The organism is Serinicoccus sp. CNJ-927, assembly GCF_001942435.1.
Classification (GTDB): domain Bacteria; phylum Actinomycetota; class Actinomycetes; order Actinomycetales; family Dermatophilaceae; genus Ornithinicoccus; species Ornithinicoccus marinus.
In genome coordinates, this window is record NZ_MKKF01000050.1 from 155,277 (window position 1) to 169,690 (window position 14,414).

At 72.6% G+C, this 14,414-nt stretch carries 9 protein-coding genes and 4 pseudogenes; 4 read left to right on the top strand and 9 right to left on the bottom strand.

What is annotated here, in order from left to right; translation table 11 throughout:
* Positions 1-34: 34 nt before the first annotated feature.
* From BJF86_RS19400 to BJF86_RS15095, 3 genes and pseudogenes are all read left to right on the top strand, one after another.
* A complete protein-coding gene (locus BJF86_RS19400) occupies positions 35-625 on the top strand; it encodes a cation:proton antiporter (protein WP_269087285.1) in 591 nt (196 codons plus the stop codon).
* A complete protein-coding gene (locus tag BJF86_RS19405; protein ID WP_269087286.1) occupies positions 577-1,428 on the top strand; it encodes a cation:proton antiporter in 852 nt (283 codons plus the stop codon). The genes BJF86_RS19400 and BJF86_RS19405 overlap by 49 nt, the downstream gene beginning before the upstream one ends.
* A 209-nt stretch (positions 1,429-1,637) precedes the next feature.
* A pseudogene (locus BJF86_RS15095) lies at positions 1,638-2,636 on the top strand (IS481 family transposase).
* Positions 2,637-2,682: 46 nt separating this feature from the next.
* Here the strand turns inward: BJF86_RS15095 and BJF86_RS15100 are convergent.
* From BJF86_RS15100 to dop, 5 genes and pseudogenes are all read right to left on the bottom strand, one after another.
* Entirely contained in the window at positions 2,683-3,081 is a 399-nt protein-coding gene (locus BJF86_RS15100; protein WP_075814168.1) for an FKBP-type peptidyl-prolyl cis-trans isomerase, read from the bottom strand.
* Positions 3,082-3,189: 108 nt separating this feature from the next.
* On the bottom strand, positions 3,190-4,230 hold the full coding sequence (locus tag BJF86_RS15105) for an FKBP-type peptidyl-prolyl cis-trans isomerase (RefSeq protein WP_075820102.1): 1,041 nt from the start codon (positions 4,228-4,230) through the stop codon (positions 3,190-3,192).
* 65 nt (positions 4,231-4,295) lie between these two features.
* The gene (gene pafA / locus BJF86_RS15110) at positions 4,296-5,681 is read right to left on the bottom strand and encodes a Pup--protein ligase (protein ID WP_075820104.1); all 1,386 of its coding nucleotides are present in this window, start codon (positions 5,679-5,681) and stop codon (positions 4,296-4,298) included.
* On the bottom strand, positions 5,678-5,887 hold the full coding sequence (locus tag BJF86_RS15115; RefSeq protein ID WP_075820106.1) for a ubiquitin-like protein Pup: 210 nt from the start codon (positions 5,885-5,887) through the stop codon (positions 5,678-5,680). The genes pafA and BJF86_RS15115 overlap by 4 nt, the downstream gene beginning before the upstream one ends.
* Before the next feature lie 144 nt (positions 5,888-6,031).
* Positions 6,032-7,584: pseudogene (dop, locus tag BJF86_RS15120) on the bottom strand (depupylase/deamidase Dop).
* A 49-nt stretch (positions 7,585-7,633) separates the two neighbouring features.
* Between dop and BJF86_RS15125 the strand changes: the two are divergent.
* A complete protein-coding gene (locus tag BJF86_RS15125; protein WP_075820108.1) occupies positions 7,634-8,707 on the top strand; it encodes an alpha-hydroxy acid oxidase in 1,074 nt (357 codons plus the stop codon).
* Between the two features lie 11 nt (positions 8,708-8,718).
* On the opposite strand, the gene BJF86_RS15130 is transcribed toward BJF86_RS15125, so the two are convergent.
* The 4 genes and pseudogenes from BJF86_RS15130 to BJF86_RS15145 all read right to left on the bottom strand — a co-directional run bounded on the left by BJF86_RS15130 (position 8,719) and on the right by BJF86_RS15145 (position 14,398).
* The gene (locus BJF86_RS15130; RefSeq protein WP_075820110.1) at positions 8,719-9,639 is read right to left on the bottom strand and encodes an ankyrin repeat domain-containing protein; all 921 of its coding nucleotides are present in this window, start codon (positions 9,637-9,639) and stop codon (positions 8,719-8,721) included.
* Between the two features lie 25 nt (positions 9,640-9,664).
* Entirely contained in the window at positions 9,665-11,698 is a 2,034-nt protein-coding gene (locus BJF86_RS15135; RefSeq protein ID WP_075820112.1) for an MFS transporter, read from the bottom strand.
* Between the two features lie 69 nt (positions 11,699-11,767).
* Positions 11,768-13,404, bottom strand: a pseudogene (gene arc / locus BJF86_RS15140) (proteasome ATPase).
* A pseudogene (locus tag BJF86_RS15145) lies at positions 13,401-14,398 on the bottom strand (tRNA (adenine-N1)-methyltransferase). The pseudogenes arc and BJF86_RS15145 overlap by 4 nt, the downstream one beginning before the upstream one ends.
* Positions 14,399-14,414 lie beyond the last annotated feature (16 nt).

Here is a 14,414-nt window from a genome sequence, read left to right on the forward strand (position 1 = left end):
TACCTCGTCAAGTTCGCGGACGCCTGAGGCGGCGATGTCCTCCGACCTGGTCTTCCTGCTCGGCGGCGCGGTGCTGCTGCTCGCGGTCGCGCTGCCCAGCCTGCTCACCCGCGCCTGGCTCTCGGCGCCGGTCATCCTCATCGTCGTCGGCGCGCTCATCGGCCTGCTGCCGTTCGGCTCCGGCTTCTCCTTCGACCCCACCGACCAGCGGGAGACGATCGAGCACGTCACCGAGTTCACCGTGCTGCTCGCGCTCATGGGCGTGGGTCTGGCGCTGGACCGGCCGCTGACCTGGCGGCACCCCGGCACCTTCCGCACCTGGGCGGCGACCTGGAAACTGCTCGGGATCGCGATGCCGCTCACCATCGCGGGCGTCTTCCTGCTGGGCTGGTGGGGGCTGGGGCTCGGTGTGGCCCAGGCACTGCTCCTGGGTGCCGTGCTCGCGCCGACCGACCCGGTGCTGGCGAGCGACGTGCAGGTCGACGGGCCGGCGATCCGCCGTCCCGGGCGCGATGACGAGGGCGGTGACGACGAGCCTCGGGCGGCCAGCAGGACGCCGGTGACGTCGTCGACCAGTTGCACGACGACGAGATCACCGACCACGACGAGGTGCGCTTCGCGCTGACCTCCGAGGCCGGCCTCAACGACGCGCTGGCCTTCCCCTTCGTCTACGCCGCGATCTTCCTCGTGACCCTCGGGCCGGTCGCGGAGTGGGGGTGGCGGTGGCTGGGCTTCGAGCTGGTCGGCAAGGTCGTCATCGGGCTCGTGGTCGGCCTCGCGGTCGGGTGGCTCATGGCCTACATCGCCTTCCGGTCGCGCCAGCAGGCGCTGCGGCTCGCCGAGCAGGGCGAGGCGCTGCTGGCGCTCGCCGCGATGCTGGTGTCGTACGGCGTCGCGGAGGTGGCGCAGGGCTACGGCTTCTTGTCGGTCTTCGTCTGCGCGATGGCGATGCGCTCCCAGGCGCGCCGGCACGAGTTCCACGAGCACATGCACGGTGTGGTGGAGCGGCTGGAACGGCTGCTGACGCTCGTCGTGCTGCTCTTCGTCGGCATCGCGCTCACCGACGGGGCGCTGGAGCACCTCGACTGGCGTGGTGTGCTCGTCGGCGTCGCGCTGGTGCTGCTCATCCGGCCGCTGTCCGGGTGGGCCGCCCTGGCGGTCGGGCGCTGGCGCACGGCCGAGGACGTGCACCGACCGCTCGCGCGGCGGGAGCGGGCCATCACCGCCTTCTTCGGCATCCGCGGCGTGGGGACGCTCTACTACCTGTCCTACGCCCTCTCCGAGGCCAGCTGGACCGGCGAGCGGTGGCTCTGGGCCACCTGCGTCTTCACGATCGTGCTCTCGGTCGTCGTGCACGGGGTGCTCGCGACGCCGGTCATGGCGTGGCTGGAGCGCGACCGCGCCCGCCTCACCGACTCCTCCCCCTGACCACCGGGCGCCGCCCATGGTTGCCCCAGACTTCACCGGGCGTCGCCAATGGTTGCCCTGCACCCCACCGGGCGTCGTGAATGGTTGCGCTAGATGTGATGTCCAGGGAGGTTGTCCTGCGGTTCGGCGGTGAGTCGGGCTGACAGGTGAAGGCCTCCGGTTGTGAAGTGGAGCTGTCTAGTTCAACGCTTCACCGACCGGAGGCCCTCATGTCCCACGCTAACGCTGCCCTGACTGCTCGTGCCCGTCTGAGACTGGCGCGGCTTGTCGTCGAGGACGGTTGGACCTATGCCGCGGTAGCCAAGCTGTTCATGGTCTCCCCGCGCACCGCGAAGAAGTGGGCCGACCGCTACCGCGCCGAAGGAGCGGCCGGCATGGTCGACCGCAGTTCCCGGCCGCGCAGCTGTCCGCACCGCACCAGCCGGGAGCAGGTGCGCCAGATCGCGACACTGCGCTGGCGCCACCGCCTGGGCCCGGTCCAGATCGCCGGCCGCCTGGGCATGTCGGCCTCGACCGTGCACGCGGTCCTGGTCCGGTGCCGGCTCAACCGGCTCTCTCATATCGACCGGGTCACCGGCGAACCCTTGCGCCGCTACGAGCACCCCCACCCCGGCTCGCTGATCCACGTCGATGTCACCAAGTTCGCCAACATCCCCGACGGCGGCGGATGGCGCTACGTGGGCCGGGACCAGGGCAAGCGCAACGCCCGGGCCACCGCCCGACGCACCGGTGAACGGGGTAAGCACTACCGGCCCCGCATCGGCACGGCCTACGTGCACACCGTCATCGACGACCACTCCCGCCTGGCCTACGCCGAGATCCACACCGATGAGAAGGCCACCACCGCCATCGGCGTCCTGAACCGCGCGGTCGCCTGGTTCGCCGACCACGGCGTCACCGTGCAGCGGGTGCTGTCCGACAACGGCTCGGCCTACCGCTCCTACGCCTGGCGTGAGGCCTGCGCCGAACTGGGGATCACCCCCAAACGAACCCGGCCCTACCGGCCACAGACCAACGGCAAAATCGAGCGCTTCCACCGCACCCTGTCCGACGGATGGGCCTAGGCCCGCCGCTACGACTCCACCGACCAACGCAACAACGCCCTACCCGGCTGGCTCCACTTCTACAATCACCATCGCGCCCACTCCGCCCTCGGAGGCCGGCCACCAGTCACCCGACTGACCAACCTCCCTGGACATCACAGCTAGACCCCACCGGGCGTCGTGAATGGTTGCCTGATATGCCTCCAGCTGGTCAGCGGACGTCGACGAGGTCCACGACGAAGATCAGCGTCTCGCCACCCTTGATGGCAGCGCCCGCGCCGCGGTCGCCATACCCCAGGTGCGGCGGGATGACGATCTTGCGGCGGCCACCGACCTTCATCCCGAGCAGACCCTGGTCCCAGCCCTGGATGACCTGACCGACACCGGCGGTGAAGGTGAGCGGCTCGCCGCGGTTCCAGGACGCGTCGAACTCCTCGCCGGTGGACCAGGACACCCCGACGTAGTGGGCCGAGATCGTCGACCCAGCGGTCGCCTCCGCGCCCTTGCCGACCTCGAGGTCCTCGACCTGCAGCTCGGTGGGCGGCTCGTCACCGGGGAAGTCGATCTCGGGCTTGGCCTTCTGGACGCGGCCGAAGGGGGACTCGGTCATGAGGTGCTCCTTGTCGTGATGATGTCAGGTATGCCGTGCGCCGGCCAACCATTCGCGGCGCTCGGTGGGTTGTGGGGCCACCATTCGCGGCGCTCGGTGGGTGATGGGTCAGGAGGCGCCGAGGATGTCGACGACGAAGACCAGGTCCTCGCCGGCGAGCTCGTGCTGCGGGCTCGCGGTCTCGCCCTCGGTCTCTTCCTCGGCTTCGCCGTAGGCCTCGGCGGCCGGGACGACGAGCAGCACGCGGGACCCGATCGGCTGGCCGACGAGCCCCTCGTCCCACCCGGCGATGACCGAGCCGACGCCGATGGGGAACTCGCTGGGCTCGCCCCGCTCCCAGGAGCTGTCGAACTGCTCGCCGTCGGACAGCTTCACGCCGGTGTAGTGGACCCGGATGGTCTGCCCTGCGACGACCTCGGCGCCCTCCCCGAGGATGAGCTGCTGCGCCACGAGCTGGTCCGGCGCCTCGACGCCCTCGACGTCGATCTCCGGGCCGGTGTCGCCCATGGTGACGGCCGGCAGACCCTCCTGCGGCTCGACCTCCTCGCCCTGGGCCTCGGTGAGCGGCTCGCCGGTGTCCTCGACGACCATGTAGAAGAGCATCGTGTCGGTCGGGCCGACCCCGAGCTGGGCGTTGCCGGCCTCGCCGAAGGCCTCGGTCGCCGGGATGGCCATGAGCAGCTCGTCGCCGACGACGGAGCCGGGCAGCTGCTCGCGGAAGGCGGGGAAGAGGCTCTCGTCGGTGAGGTCGAGGGTGACGGACTCGTCGCCCTCGAAGGTGGAGACCAGCTCCTCCCCCGAGGTGCCGTTGACGGTGAGGTACTTCACCTGCACCTCGTGGCCCTCGGCCACCTCCTCCCCGTCGCCCTCGGTGAGCGTCCGGGTCTCCGTGCCGCCCGCGACGAAGGGCAGGTCACCGTCGGCGAACGGCTCGTCGTCCCACGTCAGGGCCGGGGCCTCGCCCTCGGTGTCGACCTCCACGTCGGCCAGGTCGCCGTTCGGGGCGGCGCTGGTCGCGGCCGCGTCGTCCCCCGGCGAGCTGGTCGCGCTCGCGTCGTCGCCCTCGCCGGAGGAGTCCGGGCTGCACGCCGCGAGGAAGATGAGGGGTGCGGCCGCAGCCGCGAGGTAGCGCAGTCGGGAAGAGCGCACGGAGCGTCCTTTGCAGAATCGGGGAATCGTCGTCTCCCCGCCAGCCTAACCCGGTCGACTGGACGTCAGGTGGGAGCACCACCGGAGGCACGGACGTGCTCGAGCAGCGCGTCCACCCGCTCGTCCTGCCAGGCGAAGGGGTCCTTGCAGATCACCGTCCGCGCGGCGGTGTCGTTGAGCTTGAGGTGCACCCAGTCGACGGTGAAGTCGCGCCGGTGCTCGGCGGCCACCCGCACGAAGTCGCCACGCAGCCGGGCCCGGGTCTGCGGCGGGTCGGTCGTGGCACTCCTGATCCGGTGCTCGTCCACCACGGTCCGGGCGGCGCCGGAGCGCTCCAGGATCCGCACCAGCCCGCGCCGGGCGTGGATGTCGTGCCAGGCCAGGTCGACCTGCTGCAGCCGTGGGTCCCACGCGTCCAGACCGTGCCGCGCGGCGTAGGAGTCGAGCAGCTTCTTCTTCATCACCCACTCGATCTCGGTGTCGACGAGGTGCAGCCGGTCGGTGGCGATCGCCTCCAGCCCGCGCCCCCACAGCTCCAGCACGTCCCGGTATGCCCCCTCTCCCCCGATCCCGGCGTCCTCGGCATACCTCGTCACCAGCTCGAGCAGCTGCTGCTGGACCTCCAGCGCGGTGACGGTGCCACCCCGACGAAGCCGCAGCGGCACCCGGCCCGTGGGGTCGCGGGAGATGTCGCGGATCGCCTGCATGGGGTTGGCCAGCACGAGGTCGGGCACGACCGTGCCGGCCTCGAGCATCTGCAGCACCAGGTCGGTGGTGCCGAGGCGCAGCAGCGTCGTGGTCTGGCTCATCGTGGAGTCGCCGACGATGACGTGCAGGCGGCGGTGCTTCTCCGGGTCGGCGTGCGGCTCGTCGCGGGTGTTGATGATCGGGCGGGAGCGGGTGGTGGCCGAGCTGAGGTCCTCCCACATGTGGTCCGCGCGCTGCGAGACAAGGTAGGTCGCCCGCTGCTCGGTGACGTGCAGCCGGCCGGCACCGGTGACCAGCTGTCGGGTGACGAGGAAGGGCACCAGGGTCTCGGTGACCCGCTCCATGCGGGTGCGGCGCTCGATGAGGTAGTTCTCGTGCGAGCCGTAGGAGTTGCCGCGCGAGTCGACGTTGTTCTTCAGCACGTAGACGGTGGCGTCGAAGCCCTCCTCCGCGAGCCGCTGCTCGGCGTCGTCCGCGAGGTCCTGGACGATGATCTCCCCGGCCCGGTCGTGGGCGACGACGTCGAGCAGGTCGGTGCACTCGGCCGTGGCGTACTCCGGGTGGGAGCCGACGTCGAGGTAGAGCCGGGAGCCGTTGCCGAGGAAGACGTTGGAGGAGCGGCCCCAGGCCACGACCTTGCGGAAGAGGTAGCGCGAGACCTCCTCCGGCGAGAGCCGGGAGCCGCCTCGGAAGGTGGCGTTGACGCCGAACTCGGTCTCGACGCCCATCACCCGCTGCTTCACTCGCCGCCCTTCTGCACGAAGCCGTGCACGAACTCGGTGGCGTTGCTCTCCAGGACGCCGTCGATCTCGTCGAGGAGGGAGTCCAGCGCGGCGTCCCGCTCGGCGCTCTGCGCCACGGGCGCGGTGGGTGGCGGGGTGGGGTCCGGGCCGGGCTCGCCGCCTCGTTCTGACTCCCGGTCACGACGCTCGAAGTGCTGCTGCGACATGGTCCTACCCTAGGCCAGACCTCCCACGCACGCCCCTGGTCACGCCGTCCCGGCGACACTCCCCTCTCGATCGGCCACAGCGTTCACGTGAACGCTGGAGCCGTTCGTCATGGGCGTGTCGCCGGCACGGGGAGCAGTCCGGGGTCAGACGTCCTCGCTGGCGAGCTCGGAGAGCAGGCTCGCCGCGGAGGTATGCCGGTCCAGCAGCCCGACGACAGCCGCCCGGCTGCCGCTGGTCGGCTCGTCCATGCGCACCCGGCGCAGGCCGCCCCGGTCGTCGACGAGCACCACCGAGTCCCAGGACGCCGCCCGGACTCCCCCGGCCGCGCCGTAGCGCCGCACCGCCTCGCCCCTGAACCAGGCCCGTGTGTCCGGCGGCGGCTCCGTGACGGCGGCGGCGACCTCCTCCGGCGTGACCAGCCGCTCCAGCTGGCCGGCGGCGCGCAGCTTGCGGGCCAGGCCCCGCGCGGGTCGAGGTCGTGCCACTGGATGTCCATGGCCGCGATCCGCGGGTCGTCCCAGCCCGCGCCCCCGCGCTCCCGGAAGCGCTCCAGCAGCTGGTGCTTGGCCACCCACTCGACCTGTCCCGCGGCCTGCGACGGGTCGCGGCGCAGCGTGTCGAGGACCTCGCGCCAGCGGCCGAGCACCTCGTCGGTCTCGGTGTCGTCCGGGTCATCCCAGGCCTCGTGGCCCGAGGCCGCGGCCCGCTCGGCGGCCTCCAGGTGCGCCTCGACCAGGTCCAGGCCGGTCATCTCGCGGCCGTCGGCCAGCGGCACGGTGACCTGCAGCGACGGGTCGTGGCTGAGGGCCCGCGCGGCGGCGACCGGGTGGGCGAGCGGCATACCCTCCAACAGCTCGGGGTGCGTCTCGATGACGCGGAGCACGGCCGACAGCGAACCCAGCGCGAGATAGGTGGTGACGTCGGCCATCGTGGCGTCACCGACGATGACGTGCAGCCGCCGGTGCAGGTGCGGGGTCGCGTGCGGCTCGTCCCGGGTGTTGACGATGGGGCGGCGCAGCGTCGTCTCGAGCCCGACCTCGGCCTCCAGGTAGTCCGCGCGCTGGGACAGCTGGAAGCCGGGCCGCTCGCTCGCTTGGCCGATCCCCACCCGCCCGGCACCGGCGATGACCGGTCGCGCGACGAGGAAGGGGATGAGCAGCCGCGCCAGCCGGTCGAAGGGCACCGAGCGCGGCACGAGGTAGTTCTCGTGGGTGCCGTAGGACGCGCCCTTGCCGTCGACGTTGTTCTTGTAGAGCCGCACCTCCAGCCCCTCCTCGGCCAGGGTCCGCACCGCGCCCCAGGCGACCTCCTCCCCCGCCCGGTCGTAGCGGACGGCCGCGAGCGGCCCGGTGACCTCGGGCGAGGAGTACTCCGGGTGCGCGTGGTCGACGTAGAAGCGCGCCCCGTTGGACAGGACGGACGTCGCGATCGTCGGGTCCTCGACATCGGTCAGCTGGGAGCGGTCGGCCAGCGCCCGCGCCATCTCGAAGCCACGGGCGTCCCGCAGCGGCGTCTCGTCGGCGTAGTCCCATCCCGCGCCGGAGGGGAGCGCCGCCCCCGGGGCCGCGCCCGCGGCATACGCCCGGACGACCTGGCCGGAGAGCACCATCGGGGTCACCGGGCGCCCGGCCGGGTCCAGCTGGGTGCTGGTGATCCCCAGCTCGGTCTCGATGCCCATGACCCGGCGGACTCCCATGGCGCCGATCCTGTCACGAGCCGTGCCCGCCCCCGGTAGCGTGCCCCGGGTGAGCGCGACCTACCGCTACGACGAGGCCCTGGCCCGCGCCCGGGAGGTGCTGCCCACCCCGGTGCTGGAGTACCTCCTCACCGGTGCCGGGGACGGTGCGTCCGCCGCCGAGGCGACGGACGCCTGGGCCGGGGTCCGGCTGCGGCCCCGGGTGCTGCGCGACGTGACCACCGTCGACCTGCGCGCCCGGGCGCTCGGCGAGGAGCTGGCCCTGCCCTTCGCCGTGGCCCCCACCACCCTGCAGCGGGCCGTGCACCCCGAGGGCGAGGTCGCGATGGCGCGGGCCTGCGCCGCGGCCGGCCAGCTGCTCGTGGTCTCGAGCAACGCCGGCTCGACCTTCGCCGAGATCGCGGCGACTGGGGTGCGGTGGTGGCTGCAGGCATACCTCACCCAGGACCGCGACCTCTCGCTGCCGCTGCTCGAGCGCGCCGTCGAGGCGGGAGCCGGCGCGGTGGTCCTCACCGTGGACACCCCGGTCGTCAGCACCAAGAGGTATGCCGGTGCCACCGTCTGGGAGGTCACGGACCCGGCCTTGCTGCGGGTGAACTTCCCGCCCGACGAGCAGCGGACCCCTGGCGCGGAGAAGGCCACCGACCTCTCCCTCGAGGACCTCGGGTGGCTGCGGGAGCGCACCGGCCTCCCGGTCGTCGTCAAGGGTGTCCTGCGCGGCGACGAGGCCGTGCGCTGCCGGGACGCGGGCGCCGACGCCGTGTGGGTCTCCAACCACGGCGGGCGCCAGCTGGACCGGGTCGTGCCGACCGCAACCGCCCTGCCGGAGATCCGGGCGGCGGTGGCACCGGGGACCGAGGTCTACGTCGACGGCGGGGTCCGCACCGGTCTGGATGTGCTCGTCGCCCTGGCCTGCGGGGCCGACCTCGTGCTCGCCGGGCGTGCTCCGGTGCTCGGCCTGGTCGACGGCGAGGACGGGGTGCGCGGCTGGCAGCAGACCTGGGCCGCCGAGCTGGTCGAGGCCCTGCGGCTGGCCGGCGTGGCCGCCGCGGCAGACGTCGCCGAGGCGGACCTCCTCACGCCCTCCGGTGGACCGGGTGACCCCGGTCGGCAGCGACCCTGACCACGGCGGGCTCACTCCCCTGCACTGCGCCGCATCGAACGCAGGGCACCCTCGCTCGCGACGAAGCCGGCGGCCTCCATCCGTGGCGTCGGCCACTCGCCGGAGAGGAAGCGGGCCGTCGTCTCCGGCGGGCCCGGGGGCGGCCACGGGAGGTCGGGGTCGCGTGCCTCGGCCAGCAGCTCGCGCCGGGTCTGGTCGGCCCCGTCGTCCTCCAGCTCCTGGGTGAGCTGCCACGCGGGCAGCGTGCCCTGCACCCCGACCTGCCAGGGGTTGGCCCCCGCCTCCAGGAGCAGGCCCGCGGACTCCAGGTCCCCGAAGGTCAGCGCGGACCCCAGCGGTGTCGCGCCGCTGACCGGCTCGGCCCGGTCGGGGTCGGCGCTGTGGTCCAGCAGCAGGCCGACCGACGCCGGCCGCTCGAAGAGGAGGACCTCCTGCATCGGTGGTGCCGTGTCCGGGCCGTGCGCGTCGGGGTCGGCGCCCGCCCCGAGCAGCTGCTCGGCGAGGTCGAGGTCGTCCGCGAGCAGGGCATACGTCAGGGCCAGGCCGGGGGCCTCGCCGTCCGGGTCGGCACCCAGGTCCAGCAGCGTGGCCACCATCTCGCCGTCACATCCGGCGACGGCGAAGGTGAGCAGGTCGCCGTCGTTGCCGTCCCCGGGCCGCACCCCGTCGGGCAGGACCACGCGCGTGCCCAGGAGCTGCTCGTCCCCGCGGACCAGCTCGGCGACGCGCTCCTCGTCCCCGTCCACGACGGCGTCGTAGACCTGCTGGCCCGCGGCTGCGTGGTCCAGGTGGTCCCGGACCGTCTGCGGCGTCGGCAGCGACGGCTGCGTCTGCGAGAAGCAGGGCGGCACCCCGTCCAGCAACCCGCAACCACCCATGGCAGGGGTGGTCAGGCCGACGACGAGCAGCACCCCCACCCCGCGTCGGCCCATGGGTGATGTTCTACCGCACCGGAGGTCAGGCGTCCACGCGCGGACGCGGCACCCCGGTGACGATGTCGAGGTCGAGCGTCGTCGAGGTCGCGAGCACCGTCAGCGCTCGCGACCGGGTCCGCCCGGTCCCGTGGTCGACCGCGGTGAGGACGTAGCGCCCCGGCGGCGGCAGCCCGATCTCGTAGTGCCCCTCCTCATCGGTGTGGCAGGTGCCGACGAACTCGCCGGAGTGCTTGATGAGCGAGATGAGCACCTCGGGCATCGGCCGGCCGTCGTCGCTGATGTGCCCCGACAGCAGCAGCCGCTTGGCCATCACGACGTCCTCCTCGTGGCCCACGGACAGCTCGACCAGCGCGGACTGCGGCGCCCAGCCGTCGGCCGACACGACGAGCAGATAGGGCCCGGGCTCCGGCAGCGCCAGGGTGTAGCGGCCCTCGTTGTCGGTGCGGCCCCAGTCGATGTGGCGGCCGTCGGGACGCAGCACGGTGGTGACCGCCTGCCGCAGCGGGCGGCCCTGCGGGCCCACGACCTGCCCCCGCACGAGCAGCTCGGGCAGCTCGCCGCCGAGCTTGACCTCGGTCCGCTCCCCCACCGGCTCGTGCGCGTCACCCTCGGCGCCGGCGTGGGCGCGCTGCGGGCGGCGGATGAAGGTCGCGATGAGCGCACCTCCGAGCGAGGCCGCGGCGCCGGCCCAGAAGATGAGCTGGTATGCCTCGAAGCGCGGCGCCATCTCCCCGCTGGACGTCTGCACCATCGAGGCCGCGAAGACCGCCGCGACCAGCGCCGAGGCCGAGGAGGTGCCGAGCGAACGCAACAGCGTGTTGAGGCCGTTGGCCGACGCCGTCTCGGTGATGGGCACCGCCCGCATGATGAGGGTCGGCATCGCGGCGAAGGCCAGGGCGGTGCCGAGCGAGGCCACGCTGGAGGTGATGACCACCTCCAGCACGCTGCGGTGCAGCAGCGAGCGCCCGATGAAGCCAACGGCGATGGTCACCGCACCGGCGATGAGCACCGCCCGCGGCCCGTAGCGGGTGATGAGCCCCGCCGAGACCGGCGACATGGCGACCATGAGCAGGCCGGAGGGCAGCATGACCAGCCCGGTCGAGACCACGGACAGCCCGAAGCCGTAGCCGGTCTCCGCGGGCATCTGCACCTGCTGCGCGGAGGTGAGGAAGTTGGCGAACATCGCGAAGCCGATGAGCACCGAGGCGGCGTTGGTGAGCAGCACGGTGCGCCGGGTCGAGGTGCGGATGTCGACCAGCGGCTGCCCGGTCCGCAGCTCCCACGGCACCCACGCGGCCAGCACGAGCCCGGCACCGGCGAGCAGGCTGAGCGTGATCGGCGAGCCCCAGCCCCACGTGCCGGCCTTGCTCACCGCGAGCAGGAAGCAGGTGAGCGCGACCGACAGCAGGAGCGCACCGGTGAGGTCGAAGCGGCCGTGGGTCTTCACGGTCGACTCCGGGACCACGCCGTAGACCGCCACGAGCATGACGACGGCGAAGCCGCCGGAGACGTAGAAGAGGGCGTGCCAGTCGAGGTTCTCGTAGATCACGCCGGCCAGCGGCATACCGATGGCACCGCCGATGCCGAGGGTCGCCGACATCAGCGCGACGCCGGAGCCGACCCGGTCGGCCGGCAGGTGGTCGCGCATGATGCTGATGCCGACCGGCACCAGGCAGGCACCGAGACCGCTCAGCCCGCGGCCCACGACGACGAGCGCGAGCTCGCTGCTGAGCGCGGAGACGACCGAGCCGGCGATGACGGCCCACATGCAGATGATGAGCATGAGCCGCTTGCCGAACATGTCGGCGAGCCGGGACACGATCGGGGTGCCGACGGCCGCGGTGAGCAGCGTGACGGTGACCAGCCAGGAGGCGTTGTCGCTGGTCGTGCCCAGGATCTCCGGGAAGTCGGGCAGCAGCGGCAGCACGAGGGTCTGCTGCAGCGAGACGAGCGTGCCGCACAGCGCGAGCACGACGATGATCGCCGTGGTGGGGGTGGCGGGCGGCGGCTGCGAGGCTGACCTCGAGGTGGTCTTCTCGTCCGCGCCGGCTGCCATGCCTCAGACCCTATCCCCGCCGCCGGACACACCCGCCCGCACGTCCGCGTCCGCGGGCGGTCCAGCCGCTCAGCGCTCCCCGAGGTCGACCGAGCGGCCCGGCTGGGTGCCGGAGGCGTCGCCGACGAGGGTGCGGATGTAGGTGATCCGCTCGCCCTTCTTGCCGGACACCCGGGCCCAGTCGTCCGGGTTGGTGGTGCCCGTCAGGTCCTCGTTCTCCTTGAACTCGTCGAGGTATGCCTGCTCCAGGTGCCGCTCGCGCAGCCCCTCCTCGCCGCGGGTCAGGACGTCCTTGATCGCCAGCTTCTTGGCGCGGTCGACGATGTTGTGGACCATCGCACCGGAGGCGAAGTCGCGGAAGTAGAGCACCTCCTTGTCACCGCCGGCGTAGGTCACCTCGAGGAAGGCGTTGGCCGGGGACACGGCATACATCCGCTCCACGACGCCGTCGATGAGCGCCGCGACGCCGACCGCCCGGTCCCCGCCGTGCGCGTCCAGGACGCTGGGGTGCAGCGGGATGTCGGTGGTGAGGTACTTGCCGAAGATGTCACGGGCACCCTCCGCGTCGGGCCGCTCGATCTTGATCTTCACGTCCAGGCGCCCCGGGCGCAGGATGGCGGGGTCGATCATGTCCTCCCGGTTGGAGGCGCCGATGACGATGACGTTGTCGAGCCGCTCTACCCCGTCGATCTCGGCGAGAAGCTGGGGCACGATCGTCGTCTCGACGTCGGAGGAGACGCCCGAGCCGCGGGTGCGGAAGAGCGACTCCATCTCGTCGAAGAAGACCACCACCGGGTCGCCCTCGGCCGACTTCTCCCGGGCCCGCTGAAAGATCATCCGGATGTGCCGCTCGGTCTCCCCGACGTACTTGTTGAGCAGCTCGGGGCCCTTGATGTTGAGGAAGTAGCTGCGGGCGCCGCCGCGGTGAGGCCCTTCTGCTCCGCCGCCTGCCGGGCGAGCGAGGCGGCAACCGCCTTGGCGATGAGCGTCTTGCCGCACCCGGGCGGGCCGTAGAGCAGCACCCCCTTGGGCGGGCGCAGCTGGTGGCTCTCGTAGAGCTCGGCGTGCAGGAAGGGCAGCTCGACGGCGTCACGGATCTGCTCGATCTGGCCGCCCAGGCCGCCGATGTCGTCGTAGGAGATGTCCGGCACCTCCTCGAGCATGAGCTCGGTCACCTCGGGGCGTTCGATCCGCTCGGTGACGAAGCCGCTGCGGGAGTCCAGCAGCAGCGCGTCACCCACCCGCACCTGCTCCTGCGCCACCGACCCGGCGCGGTGGGCGATCCGCTCGTCCTCGCCCCGCACGAGCACCGTGAGCCGCCCGTCGTCGAGGACCTCCTTGCAGGTCACGACGTCCCCGGCCTGCTCGTAGCCGGCGACGCCGACGATCGCCTGGGCGTCGTTGAGCAGCACCTCGCGACCGGGGTGCAACGCCGTGCTGTCGACCTCGGAGGAGATCGTCGTGCGGATCCGGCGCCCTGCCACCGAGACGTCGGCGTCGCCGTCGACGAGCCGCAGCACCATGCCCATGGTCAGCGGGGGCGAGGCGAGGGCGTCCAGGTCCTCGCGCAGCCCCTCGATCTGCTTCTTCGCGCTGGACAGCGTGGTGCTCAGCGCCTCGTTGCGCCCCCGGAGCTCGGTCACCCGGGAGGTAAGGGTCTGCACCTGCTGCTGCAGGTGCCGCTCGCGCGGCGTCGGGTCGGTCACGTCTCCTCCTCCGGCTCGGTGTCGGACCCGGTCACCCGGGTGGCGGTGGCCTCGGCGTCGCGCCGGGTGCGGCGCAGCTTCTTGTCCGACACCGGGCGTTCGCCCAGGTCGGCGGGCTCCCACTCCCCGGTGGCAGGGGTGTAGTCCTCCCCGTAGGCGCCGGGGGCCGGGCGCTTCTTGCGCAGCGGCGCGTCGGTGCCGGGCGCCAGCCGGCGCAGGCTCACGAGGAAGCCGGTATGCCCGTGCATCCGGTGCTCGGGGCGGACCGCGAGCCCTTCGAGGTGCCACCCGCGCACCATCGACTCCCACGCCTGTGGCTCGGTCCAGCCGCCGGCAACCCTGGCCGCCTCGGCGACCCGCGAGAGCTGGGTGGTGGTGGCGACGTAGCAGATGAGCACGCCGCCCGGGGCGAGCGCCTCCCCCACGACGCCGAGGCAGTCCCAGGGCGCGAGCATGTCGAGGACCACCCGGTCCACCGTGCCCGGCTCCACCGCCTCCGGGAGCGCCTCCACGAGGTCGCCCACGGTCACCGTCCAGGCCGGGTGGTCCAGGCCGAAGAAGGACCGGGCGTTGGCCCGGGCGATGTCGGCGAAGTCCTCGCGCCGCTCGAAGCTCAGCAGCCGGCCGGACTCCCCCACGGCGCGCAGCAGCGACAGCGAGAGCGCCCCGGAGCCGACCCCTGCCTCGACGACGACCGCGCCGGGGAAGATGTCGGCATACGTCACGATCTGTCCGGCGTCCTTGGGGTAGACGACCTGGGCGCGCGCGGCATGGAGAGGACGAAGTCGGAGAGCAGCGGGCGCAGCGCGAGGTACTCGGCGCCGGAGGTGTGCCGCACGACCGAGCCGTCGGGGGCGTCGATGAGGTCGTCGTGCCGCAGGTGGCCGCGGTGGGTGTGGAACTCCTTGCCGACCTCCAGGGTGATGGTGTGCATCCGTCCCTTGGGATCGGTCAGCTGCACGCGGTCGCCCGCCCGGAAGGGTCCGCGCCGCATGTCGGCGCCCGTCGGC

Coding starts and splice junctions, on each gene's coding strand:
- BJF86_RS15130 (WP_075820110.1), bottom strand. CDS start 9,639: ATGGGCCGACGCGGGGTGGGGGTGCTGCTCGTCGTCGGCCTGACCACC.
- BJF86_RS15115 (WP_075820106.1), bottom strand. CDS start 5,887: ATGTCGCAGCAGCACTTCGAGCGTCGTGACCGGGAGTCAGAACGAGGC.
- BJF86_RS19400 (WP_269087285.1), top strand. CDS start 35: ATGTCCTCCGACCTGGTCTTCCTGCTCGGCGGCGCGGTGCTGCTGCTC.
- BJF86_RS15135 (WP_075820112.1), bottom strand. CDS start 11,698: ATGGCAGCCGGCGCGGACGAGAAGACCACCTCGAGGTCAGCCTCGCAG.
- BJF86_RS15100 (WP_075814168.1), bottom strand. CDS start 3,081: ATGACCGAGTCCCCCTTCGGCCGCGTCCAGAAGGCCAAGCCCGAGATC.